Genomic DNA, 18,442 nt, shown 5'->3' on the forward strand with positions numbered 1-18,442 from the left:
AAAGGCTAGCGGGGCACTCAGGGCGCCAGCCGCTCGATGTGCCACCCTTCCCCTTCGCGGGTGTAGTAGAAGCGGTCGTGCAGGCGATGCTCGCCCCCCTGCCAGAACTCGACCGTGTCGATGCGCACCCGGAAACCGCCCCAGAAGCTCGGCAGCGGCACCTCGCCATTGGCAAACTTCTGCTTGAGCTCGAGGAACTTGGCCTCCAGCACGCCGCGCGCCGAGATGCGGGTCGACTGTTTGGAGACCCAGGCGGCGATCTGGCTGTCTTTGGGGCGGCTGTGGAAATACTTCATCACCTCGAAGGTGCTCATCTTCTCCACCCGGCCGGTCACGTGCACCTGTCTGTCCAGGGTGTGCCAAGGAAACAGCAGGCTGATGCGGGGGTTGCCCTCCAGCTGGTGTGCCTTGCGGCTGCCCATGTTGGTGTAGAACACCATGCCTTCGGCGTCGTAGTGCTTGAGCAGCACGGTGCGCTGCCAGGGCTGGCCGTCGGCATCCACTGTGCCCACCACCATGGCGGTGGGGTCGGTCAGCCTGGCTTCGCACGCCTGGGCCAGCCACTTCTCGAACAGGGCGAGGGGCTCGGCCGGCAGATCGGCCCTGTGCAGTCCACCCCGGGTGTATTCACGGCGCAGATCGGCTACATCCATCATCTTGATTTTCCTTCTCTCTTTGCCGCCCATGCGGCCATGCGTGCAGGCATTGTGCGACGAGCACGCCATGGGTACAAGCCTTGTGACCGGCAAATGACAGCCGTAAAAAAGAGGGAGGCTCGCGCCTCCCCCTGTTGACCTTGACGGCCCTCTGTCACTGCCGATCCGTCGCCGGTAGTGACGGGCAGTGCGCCAGCATGCGCCGGTTGTAGTCGGCCGCGTAGGCCGCCAGTTTGGCCTGGGCCTCCTGCTGGCCTGGCTTGATCACATCCCCCAGCCCCTCCAGATAGCGCACGCCGCAGCGGGCCTTGGCCGAAGCCTGCTGCTCCGGCGCTATGCCGGGCGCCACCTCGCCTCGCCCGGCCCGCACGATCAGCCGGTAATCCTGCTTGGCCAGGCTGGCGCTGACCGCCTGCTCCAGGGTATCGGCGTCAGCCTGACAGCCGCCGAGCAGGGACGCCAACACCAGCCAGGCCGCCCTCATCCGCGCCTCCGCTGCCAGCCCAGCAGGGCCAGCGCCAGGGTCCAGAGACCGAGGGCGCCACCACCGCCACCGCCCGAGCTGCCGCCGCTTTGGACGACCGGCAGCTTGGCCGGGCTGATGGCGAAGAAGATGTTGTCGCTGCAGGCCACCTTCAGACGGGCGTCGCTGGCCAGATCCGCCGGCAGGGTCACGGTAGCCGAGCCGCTGTTGGGCTGGCTGACCGCCAGGCTGCTCCAGCTGGCTCCCTCGTTCTGGGTCAGGAGCAGGTCCACCTTGCTGCAGCTGATCGGTGCCAGGCTGGTGCCGGCCACATCCCAGCTGACCGCCTGACTTGCCCCCGGCGTCAACGACACCCCTAGCGGCGCAGTCAGCCGGAAGGCGCTGCCGGTATTGACCACCTGTAGCTTCATGTCGTCGCTGGCGACACCGCCCTTGCCGTCACGCACCGTCAGCCGGAAGTTGAGATCCCGGTTGGTGGTGGGCCAGGCTTCGCCCTTAGCGAGCGTGCCCGAGAGCAGGGAGGGCAAGCTCGGCAGGATCCGCTCCGGTGAGCTGGTGGGGGAGACGAAGCGAAACAGCGGCCGGCTGCCGTCGTCCACCATGGTGGCCAGGCTGCTCGACTCAGTACCCAGATCGATCTGCTCCCAGGTGTAGGTCAGGGGATCACCGTCCAGATCGGCGCCGGCCCCCTTCAGCACGAACGGCGTGTTGGCCGGAATGATGCGGCTGGCCCCGGCCGCCGCCTGGGGCGCGTTGTTGACAAGATCGATGGAGGTGCCGCAGGTCGGCACGGTCGCCATGTGCGCCCGCATCTGCTCGATGGACTTGCTGTGGAAATAGGGGTCGCCGTGGGGCTGGATGTTCTCCTCCCCGCAGATGCCCGCATAGGCCATGATGGAGGTGCCGCTGCCCGGCTCCCAAGCCTGATCCGCAACACGGTTACCGCTGCCGCAGCTGTTGGTGGTGCCATTGAAGGTGTGATCGGCGCCGAACTGGTGGCCGATCTCGTGGGCCACATAGTCGATAAAGAAGGCATCTCCTTGCGGAGTACTTGAACCAGTCACCCCCCGTGAACGACCCGTAGTACACAGCACCCCTAACCCAGCCAACCCACCGCCACCGGTATTGACCACATGGCCGATGTCAAACGCGCCTAAAGGCTCGCTGGGCAAGGCCTGCGCATTAGACTGAACGGTAATATTGAGCGCTGCATCGCTGTCAGTATTGGTAAAAGGATCACTGATGGGATCGGTAAAGATGATGTTGTCGTTGCCGCTGGCCAACTGAAACTCGGCCCCCACGTCGCGCTGGTACACCTCGTTGACCCGGTTGAGCAGGGTGGCGATGGCCGCGGTGGCCAGCACCTTGGAGCCACCGTGGAACTGGGTGTACTCCCCCGCCGCCGAGATGGCGATGACGTAGCGCTTGCGCACGTTGCCATCCACCTGCACCTTGTGCGCCAGCGCCTTGCTCGCATCGCTGCCGATAACCTTGTCCGCTTCCTCCCCCAGCCGGCTGTAGGCGTCCTGCTGGTAATAGACGGCATACCCTTCGGCATTGCTGAGGGGATCGACGAACACCGTCTTGCCCTGATGGGTGAACATGGCGTGGAAGCCCAGCGGCCCCAGATCAAAACGCCCCGTCTCTACCGGCGCCGCCGGGTTGTGACCCTTGAAGGTCTTAATTTCGGGGAATTTGGCCGCCTGATCGGCCGGCAGCAGATCATAGGCCTGCAGGGTGAAGGTCACTTCTCCCCCGTCTGGCAGCGGCAGGGTCAGCGAACGCGCCCCGGCTTGCAGTCCGGCAAAATAGTCGATGGGCACCTTGGCCACCCGAAACTGGTTGGCCCGCACTTCATAACCGTCGGCGGCGGTGGCGCGCGCCGCGACCGTATCCCACTCCTTGGCCGCAAGGCCGCCCGAACTCATCAAGCTGGCAACCACCAGCGCCAAAGGAGAAAATTTCATCAACTGCATCTTTTAGTCCTTTTAAAATGCACTCACCTGAACTGCAACCGGCATCATTCGCCTGCAGCCCTGTTTAGTCCAGTACCACCTACCGGATATTCCCCAAATGAGGAGTGTTGCACCAACCCTGTCTAGCCCCTATCATTGCGCGGATTTATCAGTTTTTGAGCCGCGTCACCATGGCGACGGTTCGTCTTTTTCTGACCAAGGTTAATCTCATGCTCAAATCCCCACTGTTGCCCCGTCTCGGGGACCTGGTCGTTGCCATTGTTGACGATGTGCTGGGCCAGGGTCTCACCCTGGATCGCGCCTATGCCCGTCAATTTTCCGGCATCGAACTCAAACCGCAAGAACAGGCAAGGATTGCCCTGGTCACCGGCGATCTGCTGCGCCGCCTCAGCCTCTACTGCGCCCTGACCGGTATTCAGGTCCGCCAGGCCGAGAAGTACGTCTGGCCGCTGCTGCACAGCTGGCATGCTTTCCACAAGATAGCTCAACCCAACCACCCGACCCTGGATCGCTTCAATGAAGAGGCGTTTCGTCGCCGCCTGACCGAAGCCAAGAAAAACCCGGTGCTGATGGATGGCTGCCCGACCTGGCTGGAAAAGCTCGGCAGCGAGCAGCTGGGCGATGCCTGGCCGGCCGAGCGTGCCGCCCTGACCGCCATGCCCAAACGTTACCTGCGGGTCAACACCCTCAAGTGCACCCGTGACGAGCTGCAGGCGGCGCTGGCCAAAGAGCAGGTCACCACTGTACCGGTAGAAGGGGTCGAGAGCGCCCTGGAAGTGACCTCGGATGCCGCCCTGTTTCGTACCAACGCCTTTGCCGACGGCTGGTTCGAGCAGCAGGATGCCGGCTCCCAGCACATCGCGGCGGCGCTCGACGTAGCCCCCGGCATGCGGGTGATCGACGCCTGTGCCGGTGCCGGCGGCAAGACCCTGCATCTGGCCGCCATGATGAAGGGCAAGGGCCGCCTGCTGGCGATGGACGTGGAAGAGTGGAAGCTGGAGAACCTCAAGCAACGCGCCCGCCGCGCCGGTGCCCACAACGTGGAGACCCGGGTCATCACCAGCAGCAAGACCGTCAAGCGCCTCAAAGAGAGCGCGGATCGCCTGCTGCTGGACGTGCCCTGCTCCGGCCTTGGCGTACTCAAGCGCAATCCGGATGCCAAGTGGCGCGATACCGCCGAGCGGCTGCCGGTGCTGGTAGCCCTGCAGGAAGAGATCCTGCAGCGCTACAGCCAGATGGTGAAAGTGGGTGGCATGCTGGTCTACGCCACCTGCTCCATCCTGCCCGAGGAGAACCGCCAGCAGGTGGACAAGTTCCTCGCCGCCAACGACAACTTCCGCCTGCTCGGTGATCACACCGTGAGCCCGGCGGCCACCGGTTTCGACGGTTTCTATCTGGCGCGCATCGAGCGCATCGCCTGATACCGTCTTGCAGCATAAGAAAAGGGGAGCCGATGGCTCCCCTTTTTGCATGATGCGATAGCGGCCTTATTCGGCGGCAACGTCATCCTGCTTGTGTTTGGCGGCAGTTTCCTTGATCAGGGTCTGCAGTTCGCCAGCCTGGAACATCTCGATCATGATGTCGCAGCCGCCGACCAGCTCGCCCTCGACCCACAGCTGCGGGAAGGTGGGCCAGTTGGCAAACTTCGGCAACTCGGCGCGGATGTCCGGGTTTTGCAGGATGTCGACGTAAGCAAACGGCTCGCCACAGGACATCAGGGCCTGGGAGGCCTGGGCAGAGAAACCGCAGCTGGGTAGCTTGGGGGAGCCCTTCATGTACAGGATGATGGGGTTTTCAGCCAGCTGCTGTTTGATCTTTTCAATAGTTTCCATAGGTGCCTCACTAGAGCGATTTCGGCGGCCATTCTACTGCAATCCCGGCAGACCACAAACTGGCAAACCGCGGCAACAGCAAGAAGTGACGAATCAATACGCCGCAGCTTGATCCGGATCATGGCGAGAATCAAGAGTTGTTAGGCCATCTTTGATGCTGGTACAATCGACGGGCTTTGGGCCAACTGGCCCCATCACTTCAAGAACAATTCTTTTCAAAATAGAAAAGAGTACGCAATGTCTTGCAACCGTCGCCTTCGCACGGCCAGCCAATGGAGAGTAGAAAATGGCATTCGAACTTCCCGCTCTGCCCTATGCAATCAATGCTCTGGAACCGCACATCTCCCAGGAAACTCTGGAATACCACCACGGCAAGCACCACAACACCTACGTGGTCAACCTGAACAACCTGGTGCCGGGTACCGAGTTTGAAGGCAAGTCTCTGGAAGAGATCATCAAGACCTCCACTGGTGGCATCTTCAACAACGCCGCCCAGATCTGGAACCACACCTTCTACTGGCACTGCCTCTCCCCGAACGGCGGTGGCGAGCCCACTGGCGCCCTGGCCGATGCCATCACCAAGGCCTTCGGCTCTTTCGCCGAGTTCAAGGATGCGTTCACCAAGTCTGCCATCGGCAACTTCGGCTCCAGCTGGACCTGGCTGGTGAAGAAGGCTGACGGCTCTCTGGCCATCGTCAACACCTCCAACGCCGGTTGCCCGCTGACCGAAGCCGGTACCACCCCACTGCTGACCGTCGACCTGTGGGAGCACGCCTACTACATCGACTTCCGCAACCTGCGTCCGAAGTACATGGAAACCTTCTGGGCCCTGGTCAACTGGGAATTCGTGGCCAAGAACCTGGCTGCCTGATAGCGCCACACTCTTGCCAAAACGCCTCGCTCTTGCGGGGCGTTTTTTATGGCGCAAGGGGAGGCCAGCGCAGCAAAAAGGCGCCCGCAGGCGCCTTTGTCATTCGAGCCGGGATGCACAAGCATCACTGGTCGATCTCGTCCAGATAGTCATCCAGATTGCTGTCGTCTTGCTTCTCCTGCTGCTCTTGCTTGAGCTCGGTCTGACGACCAGTCACCTTGTTCTGGTTGTACTGCAGATAGAAGTCCTTGGTCAGGGCGTAAGGATCGAGCGCGTTGTCGATGATCCGCTCCTGATCGATCAGCTTGGAACGGGTACCCAGACCATCCAGCGCCCAGTGCACTACTTTCAACGGGAAAGTCAGCAAGGCATAAGGGAAATACAACGTATCCACGGTATCCCCCACCAGCTTGCGTGTGGTAGTCGGGCCGTAGACAGGGACCATCAAATAAGCGCCATCCCCGATATCGGCCCGACCCAGCACGGTATCAAGCTCCAGCTTGTTGCGCGCAAGGCCCGCATGCTTGGCCACGTCGAAGATCCCCAGCAGACCCACAGTGGTGTTGAGGGTGAAGCGGCCCAGGTTGGTACCCGCCCCCTTCAAGTCGCCGGTCAGCAGGTGGTTGACCATGCTGCTCGGTTCGTTGAAGTTCTCCACCAGATTCTCGATGCCATCCTTCATTCCCTGCGGAACGTAGCGGGCGTAGCCGTGCACCACGGGGCGAGCCACGTAGGGCTCCAGCACATCGTAGTTGACGGCCCACATGGCCCGGTTGGCACCCTGAAACGGGTCACGGCTGTCACTGGCCGTGCTGGTCGCTTCGGGCCGGCTCGGCGTCTCCTTGAGGTCAAGGCTCTCGGGGCCCGGCTTGGGCGGGCCGCCAGCACAGCCACCCAGCAACAAGGCCACCGTCAATGCCCCTACACGCACATGCATATGGAAGTCCTAGCTTTTTATTGTGATTAATCTGAATTATAGGCAGCCCGGCCCCATCGAGGGCCGGGCCAGAGGCGTATTAGAGGGCGTGATCGATGCGGATGTCAATCGGCGCTGAAGGAATTGAGCCGGTGGCGACCGGGACCGAGGCCCCTTCGAACGCCCCTTCCTTGTTCATGACGTTGCCGCCACGGGAGAGGCGCGCCTTGAACTGCAGCTCGGGATAGGCAGCCAGCTTGTTGCCCTCCATCATGGCATCGCCGTCACCCAGCGACAGCGTCACCGGGAAGTGCGGGCCTGGGATGCGCTTGACCGCGATGGGCATGGGCGGCCCGTTGGGGATCACCGCAAACACGAACAGATGGGCATCTTCCGGCAGCGCAATGCCATCGGCCAGCGTCACCTTGAGCGGGAACTCGCCGGCCTTCACCTCCAACACCTGGGCGGAAGCGGTGCCTTGTCCGCTCGCCTCCGCCGGCACGGTCTCACTGGCCATGCCGCGTTTCTTCAACTGCTGCTCGGCATAGTCGATGGAGCGCTCCACCATGGTGTAGCGGGTCGAGCCCTTCTCCATCAGCGGCAGCATCTCGCGCCAGCGTTGCAGGGCGGTCTTGAAGTCCTCTTTTTGCAGGGCCATGAAGGCGTAGACGGAGCGCGCCTCTATATTGGCCGGATCCTGGGCGATGGCTCCCCGCAGCAGCTGATCGGCCTGCGCGTCATCCCCTGTCATCATCAGCGCTTGGGCATAGGGCACCGCCACCATCCCCTTCTGCGGTGCCAACCCGTAGGCCCGCTCCAGCGCCTCGCGAGCCATATCGGGATCATTGCCATCCAGCGACAGTCGGCCCAGCAGCAGCCAGCCGCGGTAATCGTTCGGTTCCTCTTTCAGGCGGGTGCGCAGGGCCAGGGTAAAGTCCAGCAGATCCTGCTCGGTGACCTCGGCATTGCGCTCCACCAGGATGCGGTTGCTGAGCTCGCCCAACCGGCTGCTGGCGTCCTGCCAGCGGCTGACCTCCTGCCAGGCACCGAGCTTGTAGTAGAGCCCCAGGCTCACCACCACCAGCACCAGCACACCCGGGATCCAGATCAGACTCTTGCCGCCGCGGGCGGTCTGCTCCACGTCGGGGATGTCGTCCAGCAGGCTGCGCTGCAACTCGATCAGGGTGTCCTGCTCTTCCGCCAGCACCCCCTGTTCGCGCTCTTCGCCGATCTCCAGCAGACGCTGACGATAGAGCTGTTTGTTGAGGGCCGAGCGGCTGATGCTCTGGCGGCCCTCTCCCCGCCACAGGGGCAACACCAGTGCCAAGCTCACCAGCACCAGCAGGGCCGCGATCACTATCCAAAATGCGGTCATTGTTTCTCTTCCTCTTTGAGCAGGGCAGCCAGACGACGCTGCTCCTCCGCGCTCAGGGCGCTATCCGCCGGCGTAGCCGCCTCGGGACGACGGCGACTGCGCACCACCACCAGGACGATGCCCACCACGATCACCAGCAGCGGCCCAAGCCAGAGGATCAGGGTGGAGGCCATCAACGGCGGGTTGTACAGGATGAAGTTGCCGTAGCGGGCCACCATGTAGTCCACCACCTCCTGCTTCTCCTTGCCCTCGCGCACCATCTGGTAGGTCTTGTCACGCAGGTCCTTGGCCAGGCCCGCATTGGAGTCGGCGATGTCCTGGTTCTGGCACTTGGGGCAGCGCAGCTCCTTGGTCAGTTCACGAAAGGTCTGCTCCTGGGCGTCGTTGTCGAAGGTGTAGACATCGATGGCGGCCAGCGCCTGGCCCGCCCCGCCCAGTCCCGCCAGCAGCAGCAGGGATGCAATCAAGATTCTCATCGGGTTCTCCCTCACTTCATGGCGTCATAGATGGGTTTGAGGGTCGATGCCCACACCTCGGGGTTGACGTCACCCACGTGGCGATAGCGGATGATGCCCTGACTGTCGATGAAGAAGGTCTCCGGCGCGCCGTAAACCCCCAGATCCAGCCCCAGCATGCCGTCGGGATCATACAGATTGATCTGGTAGGGATTGCCGAGCTCCGCCAGCCAGTTGATGGCCTTGGCCCGCTCATCCTTGTAGTTCATGCCGACGATGTAGATCCCCTGCCCCGCCAGCTCCTTGAGGTAGGTGTGCTCCCCGTAGCAGGTCGGGCACCAGGTGGCCCAGACGTTGAGCAGCATGGGGCGTCCCTTGAGGATGCTCCTGTCATGCTGCTTATTGAGGTCATAGATATCCTGCAGGGTGAACACGGGCACTTCCTTGCCCACCATCACGGATTCGAGCTTGGTGGGATCGGAGTAGAGCCCCTTGAACAGAAACACGGCCCCCAGCAGAAAGACGATGAAGGGGATCAGAAACAACCAGGTCTTCTTGCTCATGCCTTGGCCTCCTCTTCACGACGACCGAAACGGTAGCGCTTGTCCAGCATCGCCAGCACGCCGCCAATGGCCATGAAGACGCCGCCGAACCAGATCCAGCGCACGAAGGGTTTGTAGTAGATCCGCACCGCCCAGGCGCCGTTGTCGAGCTGCTCTCCAAGGGCCGCATAGAGGTCACGGGTAAAGCCGGCATCGATGGCCGCCTCGGTCATCGGCATCCGGGTCACCTTGTACATGCGTTTCTCCGGCTTGAGCAAAGCCACCTGCTTGCCATCCTTGTGCACTTCCAGCACGCCCTTGAAGCCGTCGTAGTTGGGGCCGTTCTTCTCCTTGATGCCGGTGAAGACGAACTCATAATCGGCAAAATGGACCCGATCGCCGGCCTGCATGCGCAAGTCCTTCTCGATGCTGTAGTTCTGGGTGCAGGCGATGCCGATGATGCTCACCGCGAGACCCACGTGGCCCAAGATCATGGCCCAGTGGCTGTTGCCAAGGCGCCGTACACCGACGGCAAAGCTGTGTTTGTGGGTGGCGCGCGCCCAGGTCTCCTGCACGCTGGTGACGATGATCCAGGCGCCAAGCCCGATACCGAGCGCGGCCCAGGGCTTGAACTCCTCGGCCAGCAGCAGCGGCAGCAGGATGGCGGCGGCCAGGCTCAGCAGGAGCGCCAGCACCACCTTGCCCTTGAGCTCGCCCAGATCCTGACGACGCCAGCGAAACAGCGGGCCGACCCCCAGCAACAGGGCAAAGGGGATGATCAGCCAGCTGTAGATGTGGTTGAAGAAGGGAGTGCCGATGGAGATGCTGCCCAGCCCCAGCTCCTTGTGCACCAGCGGCAGCAAAGTGCCGAGCAGCACGGTCAGCAGGCCCGCCACCAGCATGATGTTGTTGCCAAGCAGCAGGGTCTCGCGGCTCCACAGCTCGTGCTTGCCATGACTTCTCACCTGGGAGCCCTTGAAGGCGAACAGCAGCAAGGATGAACCGATTACCGCCAACAGGAAGCCCAGAATGAACAGGCCGCGGGTCGGGTCTGAGGCAAACGCATGCACCGAGACCAGCACGCCGGAGCGCACCAGGAAGGTACCGAGCAGGCTCAGGGAGAAGGCCGAGAGCGCCAGCAGCACGGTCCAGGCCTTGAAGGTGGCGCGCTTTTCACTGACTGCCAGCGAGTGCAGCAGGGCGGTGCCGGCCAGCCAGGGCATGAAGGAGGCGTTTTCCACCGGATCCCAGAACCACCAGCCGCCCCAGCCGAGCTCGTAATAGGCCCACCAGGAGCCGAGCACGATACCCAGAGTGAGGAAGACCCAGGCGGCCATGGTCCAGGGACGGGACCAGCGCGCCCAGGTGGCATCGAGCCGGCCGGTCATCAAGGAGGCGATGGCGAAAGCAAACGCCACCGAGAAGCCCACATACCCCATGTAGAGCATGGGCGGGTGGAAGATGAGACCAGGGTCCTGCAGCAGCGGGTTGAGATCGCGCCCATCCACCGGGAAATAGGGCAAGGTGCGGGTGAAGGGGTCGGAGGTAAACAGCACGAAGGCGGTGAAACCGACCGAGATGAGGCCGAGCACCCCGAGCACCCGCGCCACCGCGTCGAGCGGCAGGCGGCGGCTGAACATGGCGACCGCCGCGGTCCAGCCCCCCAGCGTCAGCACCCACAGCAACAGGGAGCCCTCATGAGCCCCCCATACCGCGGAGATGCGATAGGCCAGCGGCAGCAAGCTGTTGGAGTTGGTGGCCACATACTGCACGGTGAAGTCGTTGTCGATGAAGGCCCAGGTCAGGCAGAGGAACGACAGCAGCAACAGCAGAAACTGGGCATAGGCCAGCGGGCGGGCCGCCGACATCATGCCAAGGCGCCCCCATTTGGCCCCGAGCAGCGGATAGCTGCCCAGCAGCAGAGCGGTGGCAAACGCCAGGATCAGCGAGAACTGTCCTAATTCCGGGATCATTGCTTGCTCCCCTTCAACTGCGCGTCGGTATATTCCGGTTTGAAGTGCATGCCGTTGGTGGCATCGGCCACTTCCGGCGGCATGTAGTTCTCATCGTGCTTGGCCAGCACCTCGAAGGCGGCGACCGTGGTGGCATCCTTGAGGGTGCCCTGGGCGACGATGCCCTGCCCTTCGCGGAACAGATCCGGCAGGATGCCGTCAAACTCGACGGTCACCAGATGCCCACCATTGTCCACCAGCTTGAAGGCCACCTTGAGGCTCTGGGGATCCCGCTGCACCGAGCCCGGCACCACCAGACCTCCGATGCGCAGGCGCTGTCCCTCTTCCGGCTTGATCTTGTCCGGCCCCTTGCCTTCCACCAGCTCGCTCGGGGTATAGAAGAGATCGATGTTCTGGCTGAGGGCATAGAGCACCAGGCCGATCACGGCGGCAAGCCCGGCACTGATCGCCAGGATGATGGTGAGGCGTTTTTTGCGTCTCGGGTTCATAGGGTGTTCTCCATCTGCTGGGCCGCCTTGCGACGAGCCTCGCGCGCCTGCTTGTTGCGCAATTCGCCGAGCAGGGCGCGGGTTTTCATACGGGTGGAAATGACGATGCCGACCAGGCAGAGCAGGGTCAGACCGAAGGAGAGCCAGACGTAGAAGGCGTAACCGCCCATCGCCAGAAAGTCACTGAATGAGGCAAAGTGCATGCTTACTTCTCCTGCTCGGCTATCTCTTTGACCCAGGGGCGGTGCCACTCCCGCATCAAGAGCTCGTTTCGAAAACGCATCAGGGAGAGGGCCCCGAGGAAGGCGGCAAAGGCCAGGATCATGATGAGCAGCGGCCACAGCATCTCGGGGGAGATGGAGGGCTTGTCAAACTTGGTGATGGTGGCGCCCTGATGCAGGGTGTTCCACCACTCCACCGAGTAGTGAATGATGGGCAGGTTGATCACCCCCACCAGCGCCAGGATACCGGCGGCCCGGCCGGCCAGCACCTTGTCGCTGAAGGCGTTGTAGAGGGCGATGACCCCCAGGTAGAGGAACAGCAGGATCAGCTCAGAGGTGAGCCGCGCATCCCACACCCACCAGGTGCCCCACATGGGTTTGCCCCAGGCGGCGCCGGTAAACAGCGCGATGAAGGTAAACACGGCCCCGACCGGCGCGATGGCGGCCACCGTCATGTCGGCCATCCGCAACTGCCACACCAGACCGATGAAGGCCGCGACCGCCATGGTGGAGTAGGCCCCCATGGAGAGAATGGCGGCCGGAACATGGATGTAGATGATCCGGAAGGAGTCACCCTGCTGGTAATCGGCAGGGGCGAACGCCAACCCCCAAAGGGTGCCGATGATGAATGCCAGCAGGCTGGTCACGGCAAACCAGGGCAGCAAGGTCCCTGCCAGCTGGTAAGCGCGCTCGGGTTTAGCGTAAGGGTGCAACCATTTCCACATAGCTCACAAAACCTTTCTGTTATTAATATCGTGGCGAGGCCTACCTTACCCACTGCCGGAAAACATCACATCCCCCGAAAGCAATAAGCAGCCATCCTCTTGATCTATCTCAATTATATTTTTTATAACAGCCCTTCCATGGCCACTTTTTCAGACGCTTTCCTCAATTCACGCTGACCCGCAGCGCCGCCGAGACCGCCAACGGAGTCAGGGTGAGCGCACCGGCCAGCATGGCCCCCAGAATCGCCAGCTGCCCCGAATAGGGCAGCCCCATCCCCGCCGCATCGATGGCGGAGGTGGCAAAAATCAGTACCGGAATATAGAGCGGCAGGATCAGCAGACTGAGCAACACTCCCCCTTTGCGCAGACCCACGGTGAGGGCCACCCCGATCGCCCCGAGCAGGCTCAGCACGGGTGTGCCCAGCGCCAGGGTCGCCACCACCGCCAGATAAGTGTTCATGTCTAGCGACAGCAGGATGGCGAGCAGCGGGGAGATGAGCAACAGCGGCAGGCCAGTCAGCAACCAGTGAGCGATCACTTTGGCCAGCGCCAGCAAGCCCAGCGGATGGGGCATCAACATCATCTGCTCCAGTGCGCCATCGCCGAAGTCGTCGCGAAACAGCCGCTCCAGGGAGAGCATGGCCGCCAGCAGGGCCGCCACCCAGATGATGCCGGGGGCAATGCGGGCCAGCAGCTTGGGCTCGGGGCCGATCCCCAGCGGAAACAGGGTGATGACGATGAGAAAGAACCAGAGCGGGTTGAGGATGTCGGAGCGCTGGCGCAGGGCCATCAGCAGCTCACGGTGGATCAGGTGCATTACGGCGCGCAACATCAGAACTACTCCTGCAGCAAGGGCGTGAGAGAGAGGGTCTTCAGCCGTCCCTGCATCAGGGTCATGTCCTGATGGGTGGTGAGGATCACCATGCCCCCCCGCTCGGCATGGGTCAGGAACAGCCGCTCCAGCACCTTCACCCCCTGCTTGTCGATGGCGGTGAACGGCTCGTCCAGGATCCAGAGTGCCGGCTGGTCACTCAACCACAGACGGGCCAGCGCGACGCGGCGCTGCTGACCGGCGGAGAGCTGACCGGTGGGGTTGTCTTCAAAGCCGGCCAGACCGACCTGGGCCAGCACCCGCCACAGGTCCACGCTGGTATCGGCCGCATGGTGCAGTTTCTGGTAGAAGGCGAGGTTTTCAAGCGGTGTCAGGGCAGCCTTGACACCTGGCTGATGACCGAGATAGAGCAGATTGGCGTGATATTCGTCGCGGCAATGGCGAATATTCTCGCCATTCCAGCACACTTCACCGGCAAAAGGCTGAGACAGGCCGGTCAGCAGGCGCAGCAGGCTGGTCTTGCCCACGCCGTTGGGACCTTCAATTTGCACCAGATCACCGGGAGCCACCGCAAAGGAGAGATGTTCAAACAGAGTGCGATCTTCACGCACGCAGCTCAGGTTGTGAATTTGAAGCAGCATGAGGATGTAATCAGTGAAAAGAAGCGGCCTGCATATTAACACAGTATCGGGAAGCGTCTTTTCAAAGATGCCAATTATCAGCAGGATTTGTGGGGGAGATCCCGCCTTGGGAAGCCGCAAAGCGGGGCGGGAAAATCAGGAAGGCAGATGCCTTCCCGATCGATCATGAGCGGCCTTTTCGCAATGAAATCAACAATTCAGCCTCGGCCTTTGGCAATTCACACTCGTTCATGACCTCGTCGAGGTCGGCACCGAGCTCCACCATCTTGGCGGCCCGGCTGTACAGGCGGCGTTCCGGATCCTGCAGGGTAAGCTCCTGCTGGCGGTCATTGACCTGCTGCATGGCCCCTTCGACGGATTGCAGACGCTGGCCCATGCCGATGGCTCCGGTATGCAGCTCCATCATCTGCTTGCGCAGACTCTCGAGCTGACCCTGCAGCAGCTCCACCCTGGCCTCGGACTCTCGCTGGCCACGTCGGCTGCCTAACACCCCGTACAGGGCCAGCGCCAACGCCAGCAAGGACACCCCCAAGGCGGCAATTTCAATCATCAACACATCATCTTCCTATCAGAGGGAACCGATATCTTCCCACTCTTCATCGGAGAGCAGCTTGTTCAGATCGACCAGGATCAGCAGCTGGCCATCGCGATTGCTGACCCCCTGAATGAACTTGGCGCTCTCTTCGGTACCCACGGCAGGGGCCGCATCGATCTCGGACGAACGCAGATAGACCACCTCGGCCACGCTGTCGACCATGATGCCGATCACCTGCTTCTCCGCCTCGATGATGACGATGCGCGAGTTTTCACTCACATCGCCAGAAGGCAGGCCGAAGCGGGAACGGGTGTCGATGACGGTCACCACGTTGCCGCGCAGGTTGATGATGCCCAGCACGTATTCGGGGGCACCCGGCACAGGGGCGATCTCGGTGTAGCGCAGCACCTCCTGCACCTGCATCACGTTGATGCCGTAGGTTTCATTTTCCAGCTGGAAGGTGACCCATTGCAGCACTTCGTCTTCGGCCAGATTCTGTGCAATATTGCGCTTTTCTGTCATGTTTTTATTCCTTTTATGAAAACGTCTACTGGTAAAACTAGCAATAAAACAGCCCGAGTGCAGAAGTTATCAGCGACCTTCTATGTTGACCCCGCGCTCCAGCAACAGGAGCAATTCCTTCACGTGCAGCAGGGCACACATCTTCTCCTTGACCATGCCGGCCAGCCAGGGACGTTTGCCCTCCTGATGGCGCCATTTGACCTGATCACGGTGCAATAACTCGGTTCCCTTCAGATGATGGCAGGCCAGTCCCCAGGGGGATTCACCCAACATGATCAGATACTTGTAGTCATCTATTTCCAGATGCTGGCCCGGCATGACCCACTGCGCCGTGTCCACCACGTTCATCTTCTGCTCGCGGGACGTCATGATCCCCTTGTACCAGCCGGGCTGGCCAAAAAGGGATGACACCTCCCCCAGCTGATGAATACCGCCAAGCTCGGTCAACGGCACGGCAAAGGTGACGCCGGCCACCTCAAAAAACAGCGCCTGAAACTCCTTGCCGGTATCGATGTTTTCCCAAGTGGAGGGGGCAACCTCCTCCTGTGGCGCCAGCGCCACCTCGGTCTCCGTCACCACCAGAGTCGCGGGATCCGCCGCCACCGGCTCGGGCATCTCCTCGGGCCAGACCGGCTCAACCGGCAGCAAGGCATCTTCGGCCTCGATCTGCAGCGGTTCAGTGACCATCTCTTCATGGCTCAGGGCGTCGATTTCATATTGTACCTGACCGACCTGGGCCAGCAGTTCACTCAACTGTTCCAGCCGCTGATCCGCCTCCAGATAGGGCTGCGCCACTTTCTCGGCAACCGGCTGGGGCTTGCGCTGCAACTGGATGACGGGTGCGGAGTCAGGCTCGTCGGCATCCAGCAGCAGAGCATCCTCCAGCAGCAGGGAGTGGAAGTAGTCATCCATGGCCCGGACTTGGGTGGTATCTCTCATGATGTCACCTCATGAGCACGCTGGCGCTCTTGCGCATCAAGATAGTTGAGCAGCGTCTCATAGGCGTAAGTGCCGCGGCTGCTCGGCGAATAGATGGAGGGGGGAATGTGAAGCAAACTGGCATCCCGAAACTTGGTATCTATGGGTATGACGGCATTCCAGACCGCGCTCCCGTGCTGCTCCTTGATGGACTGCAGGGTCATCAGCGAGGCGCGGGTTCGCTTGTCAAACATGGTGGGAATGACGGTATAGCGGAACTTCTCCCGCTTGGAGCGCTGCATGATTTCAAACGTCTTCATCATCCGCTCCAGCCCCTTGAGCGCCAAGAACTCGGTCTGCACCGGCACCAGGATCCGGTCACAGGCCGCCAGCGCATTCACCATCATGACCCCCAGTACGGGCGGGCAGTCGATCAGCACGTAGTCGTATTGATCCTGGATGCGCAGCAGTGCCCGCTTGAGCACCAACCCCATCCCTTCCCGATTGCCCATCACCCGATCCAGCGTGGCCAGGGTAATGGAGGCGGGCAGCAGGTGGATGTTCTCAAACTTGGTACGCAGCGTCAGTTTATTGACGAGCTCCGCCGTGGGCTTGACCGCCTGGAACAGCTCATAGAGGGTGCCATCCAGCCGATCGGAGTCAAAGTCGAGATATGAGGTCAGGGAAGCATGAGGGTCGGTGTCGATCAACAGCACCCGCTGACCACGCTGAGCCAGAATACCGGCCAACGAGACCACCGTGGTGGTTTTACCGACCCCACCTTTTTGGTTGGCAACCGTCCAAACAATCACTGTATCAATCCTGCCTCGTTGTTATGCGTATGCCACCACCTGGCAGCGAGATCACCTTGACCTCTCCTGCCTCGACTGCCTGCTGAACTGCCGGGACCGGCTCCTCCGCCACTGGCTGAACGGGAGGAGTCGGCGTCGGAGGTGGTACCCAGGCGAACTTGGAAATAGCGACCACCACCTTGCGATTCTGTAAACGCCCCTGCTCGGTACTGTTGTCCGAGAAGGGAGAGAACTCCCCGTACGCCTCGTAAGCAAGTCGCTGCGGGGCTATCCCCTTGGCGATGAGCGCAGTGAGTACGGCCTCCGCCCTTGCTGCCGACAACGTCCAGTTGGAGCGAAAAATTTCATTATTTATCTGCTGGTTATCCGTGTAACCCCGCACTCTCACATAGTTATCGACCGGTTTCAGGATACTTGAAAGAGTATTGAGCACCGGATCTGCATTGGAGCTCATAAACGCGCTGCCACTGCCAAACAGCAGGCCGGAACTCAGCTCCACCGTCAGCCAGTTGTCATCCTGTGTCAACTTGACTACCCCGGCATCCACCAGAGACCCCATGTTCTCCTGCAGTTGCGAATCTATCTTCGCAAGAGTCATACCATCTTGCTGAATGGGAACACCAGAAATAGGAGCCTGCGAGGGTGAACGGGCCTTGGCACTCTCCAGCACAGAGGTTGCGGCGGACACTTCATTGTTCAGCAGCGACTTGCCCTGCCCCTCCAGCAAGCCATCGCTGCGGGGCTGCATCACATTGAATGCCTGGGTCATGCCGTCGATGACGGCGCGATACTTGTCCTTGTTGACCAGTGCCACCGAGTAGAGCACCACGAACAGGGCGAAGATCAGCGTCATGTAGTCGGCGTAGGAAACCAGCCAGCGATCGAGGTGTTCCCGACCTTGCAGATGCAAACGATAGCGCTTGCGCATGGCTACTCTCCCTTCAGATAAGCCTTCAACCGCCGTTCAACCTGGGGGCCATTCTCACCATGGGCGATGGCCATCAGGCCTTCCAGCGTCATCTCCTGAAACAGGGCGTAATGATAGTGAAAAGCACGCAGGCGATTGGCGATCGGCAGGTAGAGCAGGTTGGCAAAGCCGACCCCGTAAATGGTGGCAACGAAGGCGACGGCAATGCCGGCACCGAGAGCGGCGGGCTCCTCCAGATGAAACATCGCTTGGATCAGCCCGATGACGGCCCCTATGATGCCGATGGTCGGACTGTATCCCCCCATGGCCTCGAAGACCCTGGCAGAGTGCTCGTTGCGCTCCTGCTCGATATCGATATCCGCTTCCAGCAACATGCGAATGTCGTCTACCGAAACCCCGTCCACTATCATGGTGAGGCCATGACGGGTAAATTCGTCACTCTCCTGCTCGGCCTGATTCTCCAGCGCCAGCAACCCTTGCTGGCGTGCAAAGATAGCCCAGGATTGCAATCTCTCGGCCTGAGCGACCAGATCCCAGTCCGGCGGCAGCACCATCCAGCGGGTCTGCCTGAGCGCTTCCAGCAGGAACTTGCGCGGCGTCTGCAAAATGACAGCCCCCCAGGTTCCCCCCACCACGATGACAAACGCGGGTCCATCGAGCAGGGTCAACAGGTTGCCGCCATGCCACAATTGGGCAATGGCAATGGCTCCCAGTGCCAGGATCAGGCCAAACATGCCCAT

General features: G+C 61.5%; 22 protein-coding genes. 2 read left to right on the forward strand and 20 right to left on the reverse strand.

The window, feature by feature from the left end:
• Positions 1-17: 17 nt before the first annotated feature.
• The 3 genes from pdxH to CK627_RS19130 all read right to left on the reverse strand — a co-directional run bounded on the left by pdxH (position 18) and on the right by CK627_RS19130 (position 3,116).
• Complete coding sequence (pdxH, locus tag CK627_RS19120; protein ID WP_005298871.1) at positions 18-656, reverse strand: pyridoxamine 5'-phosphate oxidase; 639 nt, start codon at positions 654-656, stop codon at positions 18-20.
• Positions 657-810: 154 nt separating this feature from the next.
• Entirely contained in the window at positions 811-1,140 is a 330-nt protein-coding gene (locus tag CK627_RS19125) for a hypothetical protein (RefSeq protein ID WP_024942908.1), read from the reverse strand.
• Complete coding sequence (locus CK627_RS19130; RefSeq protein WP_095593134.1) at positions 1,137-3,116, reverse strand: reprolysin-like metallopeptidase; 1,980 nt, start codon at positions 3,114-3,116, stop codon at positions 1,137-1,139. Before CK627_RS19130 ends, CK627_RS19125 begins: the two co-directional genes overlap by 4 nt.
• Before the next feature lie 209 nt (positions 3,117-3,325).
• On the opposite strand from CK627_RS19130, the gene CK627_RS19135 reads away from it, so the two are divergent.
• Positions 3,326-4,537, forward strand: coding sequence for an RsmB/NOP family class I SAM-dependent RNA methyltransferase (locus CK627_RS19135; RefSeq protein WP_024942910.1), 1,212 nt, complete (start codon positions 3,326-3,328; stop codon positions 4,535-4,537).
• A gap of 66 nt (positions 4,538-4,603) precedes the next feature.
• Here the strand turns inward: CK627_RS19135 and CK627_RS19140 are convergent, their stop codons facing one another.
• Complete coding sequence (locus CK627_RS19140; RefSeq protein WP_005298863.1) at positions 4,604-4,948, reverse strand: Grx4 family monothiol glutaredoxin; 345 nt, start codon at positions 4,946-4,948, stop codon at positions 4,604-4,606.
• Between the two features lie 286 nt (positions 4,949-5,234).
• Here CK627_RS19140 and sodB point away from each other — a divergent pair, with 286 nt between their 5' ends.
• Positions 5,235-5,819 (forward strand): superoxide dismutase [Fe], encoded by a 585-nt coding sequence (gene sodB, locus CK627_RS19145; protein ID WP_005298860.1) that lies wholly within the window; start codon positions 5,235-5,237, stop codon positions 5,817-5,819.
• A 124-nt stretch (positions 5,820-5,943) separates the two neighbouring features.
• Here the strand turns inward: sodB and CK627_RS19150 are convergent, their stop codons facing one another.
• The 16 genes from CK627_RS19150 to CK627_RS19225 form a co-directional block, all read right to left on the reverse strand.
• Positions 5,944-6,756, reverse strand: a complete 813-nt coding sequence (locus tag CK627_RS19150) for an MlaA family lipoprotein (protein WP_024942911.1) — start codon at positions 6,754-6,756, stop codon at positions 5,944-5,946.
• A 79-nt stretch (positions 6,757-6,835) separates the two neighbouring features.
• Positions 6,836-8,110 carry a c-type cytochrome biogenesis protein CcmI gene (gene ccmI, locus CK627_RS19155; protein WP_054545266.1) on the reverse strand — a complete coding sequence of 425 codons (1,275 nt, stop codon included), beginning with the start codon at positions 8,108-8,110 and terminating at the stop codon, positions 6,836-6,838.
• Entirely contained in the window at positions 8,107-8,586 is a 480-nt protein-coding gene (locus tag CK627_RS19160; RefSeq protein WP_095593135.1) for a cytochrome c-type biogenesis protein, read from the reverse strand. Before CK627_RS19160 ends, ccmI begins: the two co-directional genes overlap by 4 nt.
• Positions 8,587-8,597: 11 nt before the next feature.
• Complete coding sequence (locus CK627_RS19165; protein WP_010634605.1) at positions 8,598-9,128, reverse strand: DsbE family thiol:disulfide interchange protein; 531 nt, start codon at positions 9,126-9,128, stop codon at positions 8,598-8,600.
• A complete protein-coding gene (locus CK627_RS19170; protein WP_010634606.1) occupies positions 9,125-11,080 on the reverse strand; it encodes a heme lyase CcmF/NrfE family subunit in 1,956 nt (651 codons plus the stop codon). The genes CK627_RS19165 and CK627_RS19170 overlap by 4 nt, the downstream gene beginning before the upstream one ends.
• Complete coding sequence (ccmE, locus tag CK627_RS19175) at positions 11,077-11,568, reverse strand: cytochrome c maturation protein CcmE (RefSeq protein ID WP_005298847.1); 492 nt, start codon at positions 11,566-11,568, stop codon at positions 11,077-11,079. Before ccmE ends, CK627_RS19170 begins: the two co-directional genes overlap by 4 nt.
• Positions 11,565-11,771, reverse strand: a complete 207-nt coding sequence (ccmD, locus tag CK627_RS19180) for a heme exporter protein CcmD (protein WP_011705300.1) — start codon at positions 11,769-11,771, stop codon at positions 11,565-11,567. The genes ccmE and ccmD overlap by 4 nt, the downstream gene beginning before the upstream one ends.
• 2 nt (positions 11,772-11,773) lie before the next feature.
• Complete coding sequence (locus CK627_RS19185; RefSeq protein WP_005298843.1) at positions 11,774-12,514, reverse strand: heme ABC transporter permease; 741 nt, start codon at positions 12,512-12,514, stop codon at positions 11,774-11,776.
• A gap of 163 nt (positions 12,515-12,677) precedes the next feature.
• Positions 12,678-13,346 carry a heme exporter protein CcmB gene (ccmB, locus tag CK627_RS19190; protein ID WP_017766603.1) on the reverse strand — a complete coding sequence of 223 codons (669 nt, stop codon included), beginning with the start codon at positions 13,344-13,346 and terminating at the stop codon, positions 12,678-12,680.
• A gap of 5 nt (positions 13,347-13,351) precedes the next feature.
• Entirely contained in the window at positions 13,352-13,987 is a 636-nt protein-coding gene (gene ccmA, locus CK627_RS19195) for a cytochrome c biogenesis heme-transporting ATPase CcmA (RefSeq protein ID WP_005298840.1), read from the reverse strand.
• Between the two features lie 163 nt (positions 13,988-14,150).
• Positions 14,151-14,537, reverse strand: coding sequence for a DUF2802 domain-containing protein (locus tag CK627_RS19200; protein ID WP_010634610.1), 387 nt, complete (start codon positions 14,535-14,537; stop codon positions 14,151-14,153).
• Between the two features lie 18 nt (positions 14,538-14,555).
• Positions 14,556-15,044 carry a chemotaxis protein CheW gene (locus CK627_RS19205; RefSeq protein WP_005298836.1) on the reverse strand — a complete coding sequence of 163 codons (489 nt, stop codon included), beginning with the start codon at positions 15,042-15,044 and terminating at the stop codon, positions 14,556-14,558.
• Between the two features lie 69 nt (positions 15,045-15,113).
• Positions 15,114-15,983: a chemotaxis protein CheW gene (locus CK627_RS19210; RefSeq protein WP_095593136.1), complete on the reverse strand. Its 870-nt coding sequence runs from the start codon at positions 15,981-15,983 to the stop codon at positions 15,114-15,116.
• Entirely contained in the window at positions 15,980-16,774 is a 795-nt protein-coding gene (locus tag CK627_RS19215) for a ParA family protein (RefSeq protein ID WP_005298826.1), read from the reverse strand. The genes CK627_RS19210 and CK627_RS19215 overlap by 4 nt, the downstream gene beginning before the upstream one ends.
• A gap of 4 nt (positions 16,775-16,778) precedes the next feature.
• Positions 16,779-17,702 carry a flagellar motor protein MotB gene (locus CK627_RS19220; RefSeq protein ID WP_095593137.1) on the reverse strand — a complete coding sequence of 308 codons (924 nt, stop codon included), beginning with the start codon at positions 17,700-17,702 and terminating at the stop codon, positions 16,779-16,781.
• Positions 17,703-17,704: 2 nt separating this feature from the next.
• Positions 17,705-18,442, reverse strand: a complete 738-nt coding sequence (locus CK627_RS19225; RefSeq protein WP_026140851.1) for a flagellar motor protein — start codon at positions 18,440-18,442, stop codon at positions 17,705-17,707.

This window comes from Aeromonas dhakensis (assembly GCF_002285935.1).
In the GTDB taxonomy this organism is placed as follows: domain Bacteria; phylum Pseudomonadota; class Gammaproteobacteria; order Enterobacterales; family Aeromonadaceae; genus Aeromonas; species Aeromonas dhakensis.

Excerpts from the sequence above, each read along its gene's own strand:
- pdxH (WP_005298871.1), bottom strand. The coding sequence starts at position 656 with ATGATGGATGTAGCCGATCTGCGCCGTGAATACACCCGGGGTGGACTG.
- CK627_RS19125 (WP_024942908.1), bottom strand. The coding sequence starts at position 1,140 with ATGAGGGCGGCCTGGCTGGTGTTGGCGTCCCTGCTCGGCGGCTGTCAG.
- CK627_RS19130 (WP_095593134.1), bottom strand. The coding sequence starts at position 3,116 with ATGCAGTTGATGAAATTTTCTCCTTTGGCGCTGGTGGTTGCCAGCTTG.
- CK627_RS19135 (WP_024942910.1), top strand. The coding sequence starts at position 3,326 with ATGCTCAAATCCCCACTGTTGCCCCGTCTCGGGGACCTGGTCGTTGCC.
- CK627_RS19140 (WP_005298863.1), bottom strand. The coding sequence starts at position 4,948 with ATGGAAACTATTGAAAAGATCAAACAGCAGCTGGCTGAAAACCCCATC.
- sodB (WP_005298860.1), top strand. The coding sequence starts at position 5,235 with ATGGCATTCGAACTTCCCGCTCTGCCCTATGCAATCAATGCTCTGGAA.
- CK627_RS19150 (WP_024942911.1), bottom strand. The coding sequence starts at position 6,756 with ATGCATGTGCGTGTAGGGGCATTGACGGTGGCCTTGTTGCTGGGTGGC.
- ccmI (WP_054545266.1), bottom strand. The coding sequence starts at position 8,110 with ATGACCGCATTTTGGATAGTGATCGCGGCCCTGCTGGTGCTGGTGAGC.
- CK627_RS19160 (WP_095593135.1), bottom strand. The coding sequence starts at position 8,586 with ATGAGAATCTTGATTGCATCCCTGCTGCTGCTGGCGGGACTGGGCGGG.
- CK627_RS19165 (WP_010634605.1), bottom strand. The coding sequence starts at position 9,128 with ATGAGCAAGAAGACCTGGTTGTTTCTGATCCCCTTCATCGTCTTTCTG.
- CK627_RS19170 (WP_010634606.1), bottom strand. The coding sequence starts at position 11,080 with ATGATCCCGGAATTAGGACAGTTCTCGCTGATCCTGGCGTTTGCCACC.
- ccmE (WP_005298847.1), bottom strand. The coding sequence starts at position 11,568 with ATGAACCCGAGACGCAAAAAACGCCTCACCATCATCCTGGCGATCAGT.
- ccmD (WP_011705300.1), bottom strand. The coding sequence starts at position 11,771 with ATGCACTTTGCCTCATTCAGTGACTTTCTGGCGATGGGCGGTTACGCC.
- CK627_RS19185 (WP_005298843.1), bottom strand. The coding sequence starts at position 12,514 with ATGTGGAAATGGTTGCACCCTTACGCTAAACCCGAGCGCGCTTACCAG.
- ccmB (WP_017766603.1), bottom strand. The coding sequence starts at position 13,346 with ATGTTGCGCGCCGTAATGCACCTGATCCACCGTGAGCTGCTGATGGCC.
- ccmA (WP_005298840.1), bottom strand. The coding sequence starts at position 13,987 with ATGCTGCTTCAAATTCACAACCTGAGCTGCGTGCGTGAAGATCGCACT.
- CK627_RS19200 (WP_010634610.1), bottom strand. The coding sequence starts at position 14,537 with ATGATTGAAATTGCCGCCTTGGGGGTGTCCTTGCTGGCGTTGGCGCTG.
- CK627_RS19205 (WP_005298836.1), bottom strand. The coding sequence starts at position 15,044 with ATGACAGAAAAGCGCAATATTGCACAGAATCTGGCCGAAGACGAAGTG.
- CK627_RS19210 (WP_095593136.1), bottom strand. The coding sequence starts at position 15,983 with ATGAGAGATACCACCCAAGTCCGGGCCATGGATGACTACTTCCACTCC.
- CK627_RS19220 (WP_095593137.1), bottom strand. The coding sequence starts at position 17,702 with ATGCGCAAGCGCTATCGTTTGCATCTGCAAGGTCGGGAACACCTCGAT.
- CK627_RS19225 (WP_026140851.1), bottom strand. The coding sequence starts at position 18,442 with ATGGGCATGTTTGGCCTGATCCTGGCACTGGGAGCCATTGCCATTGCC.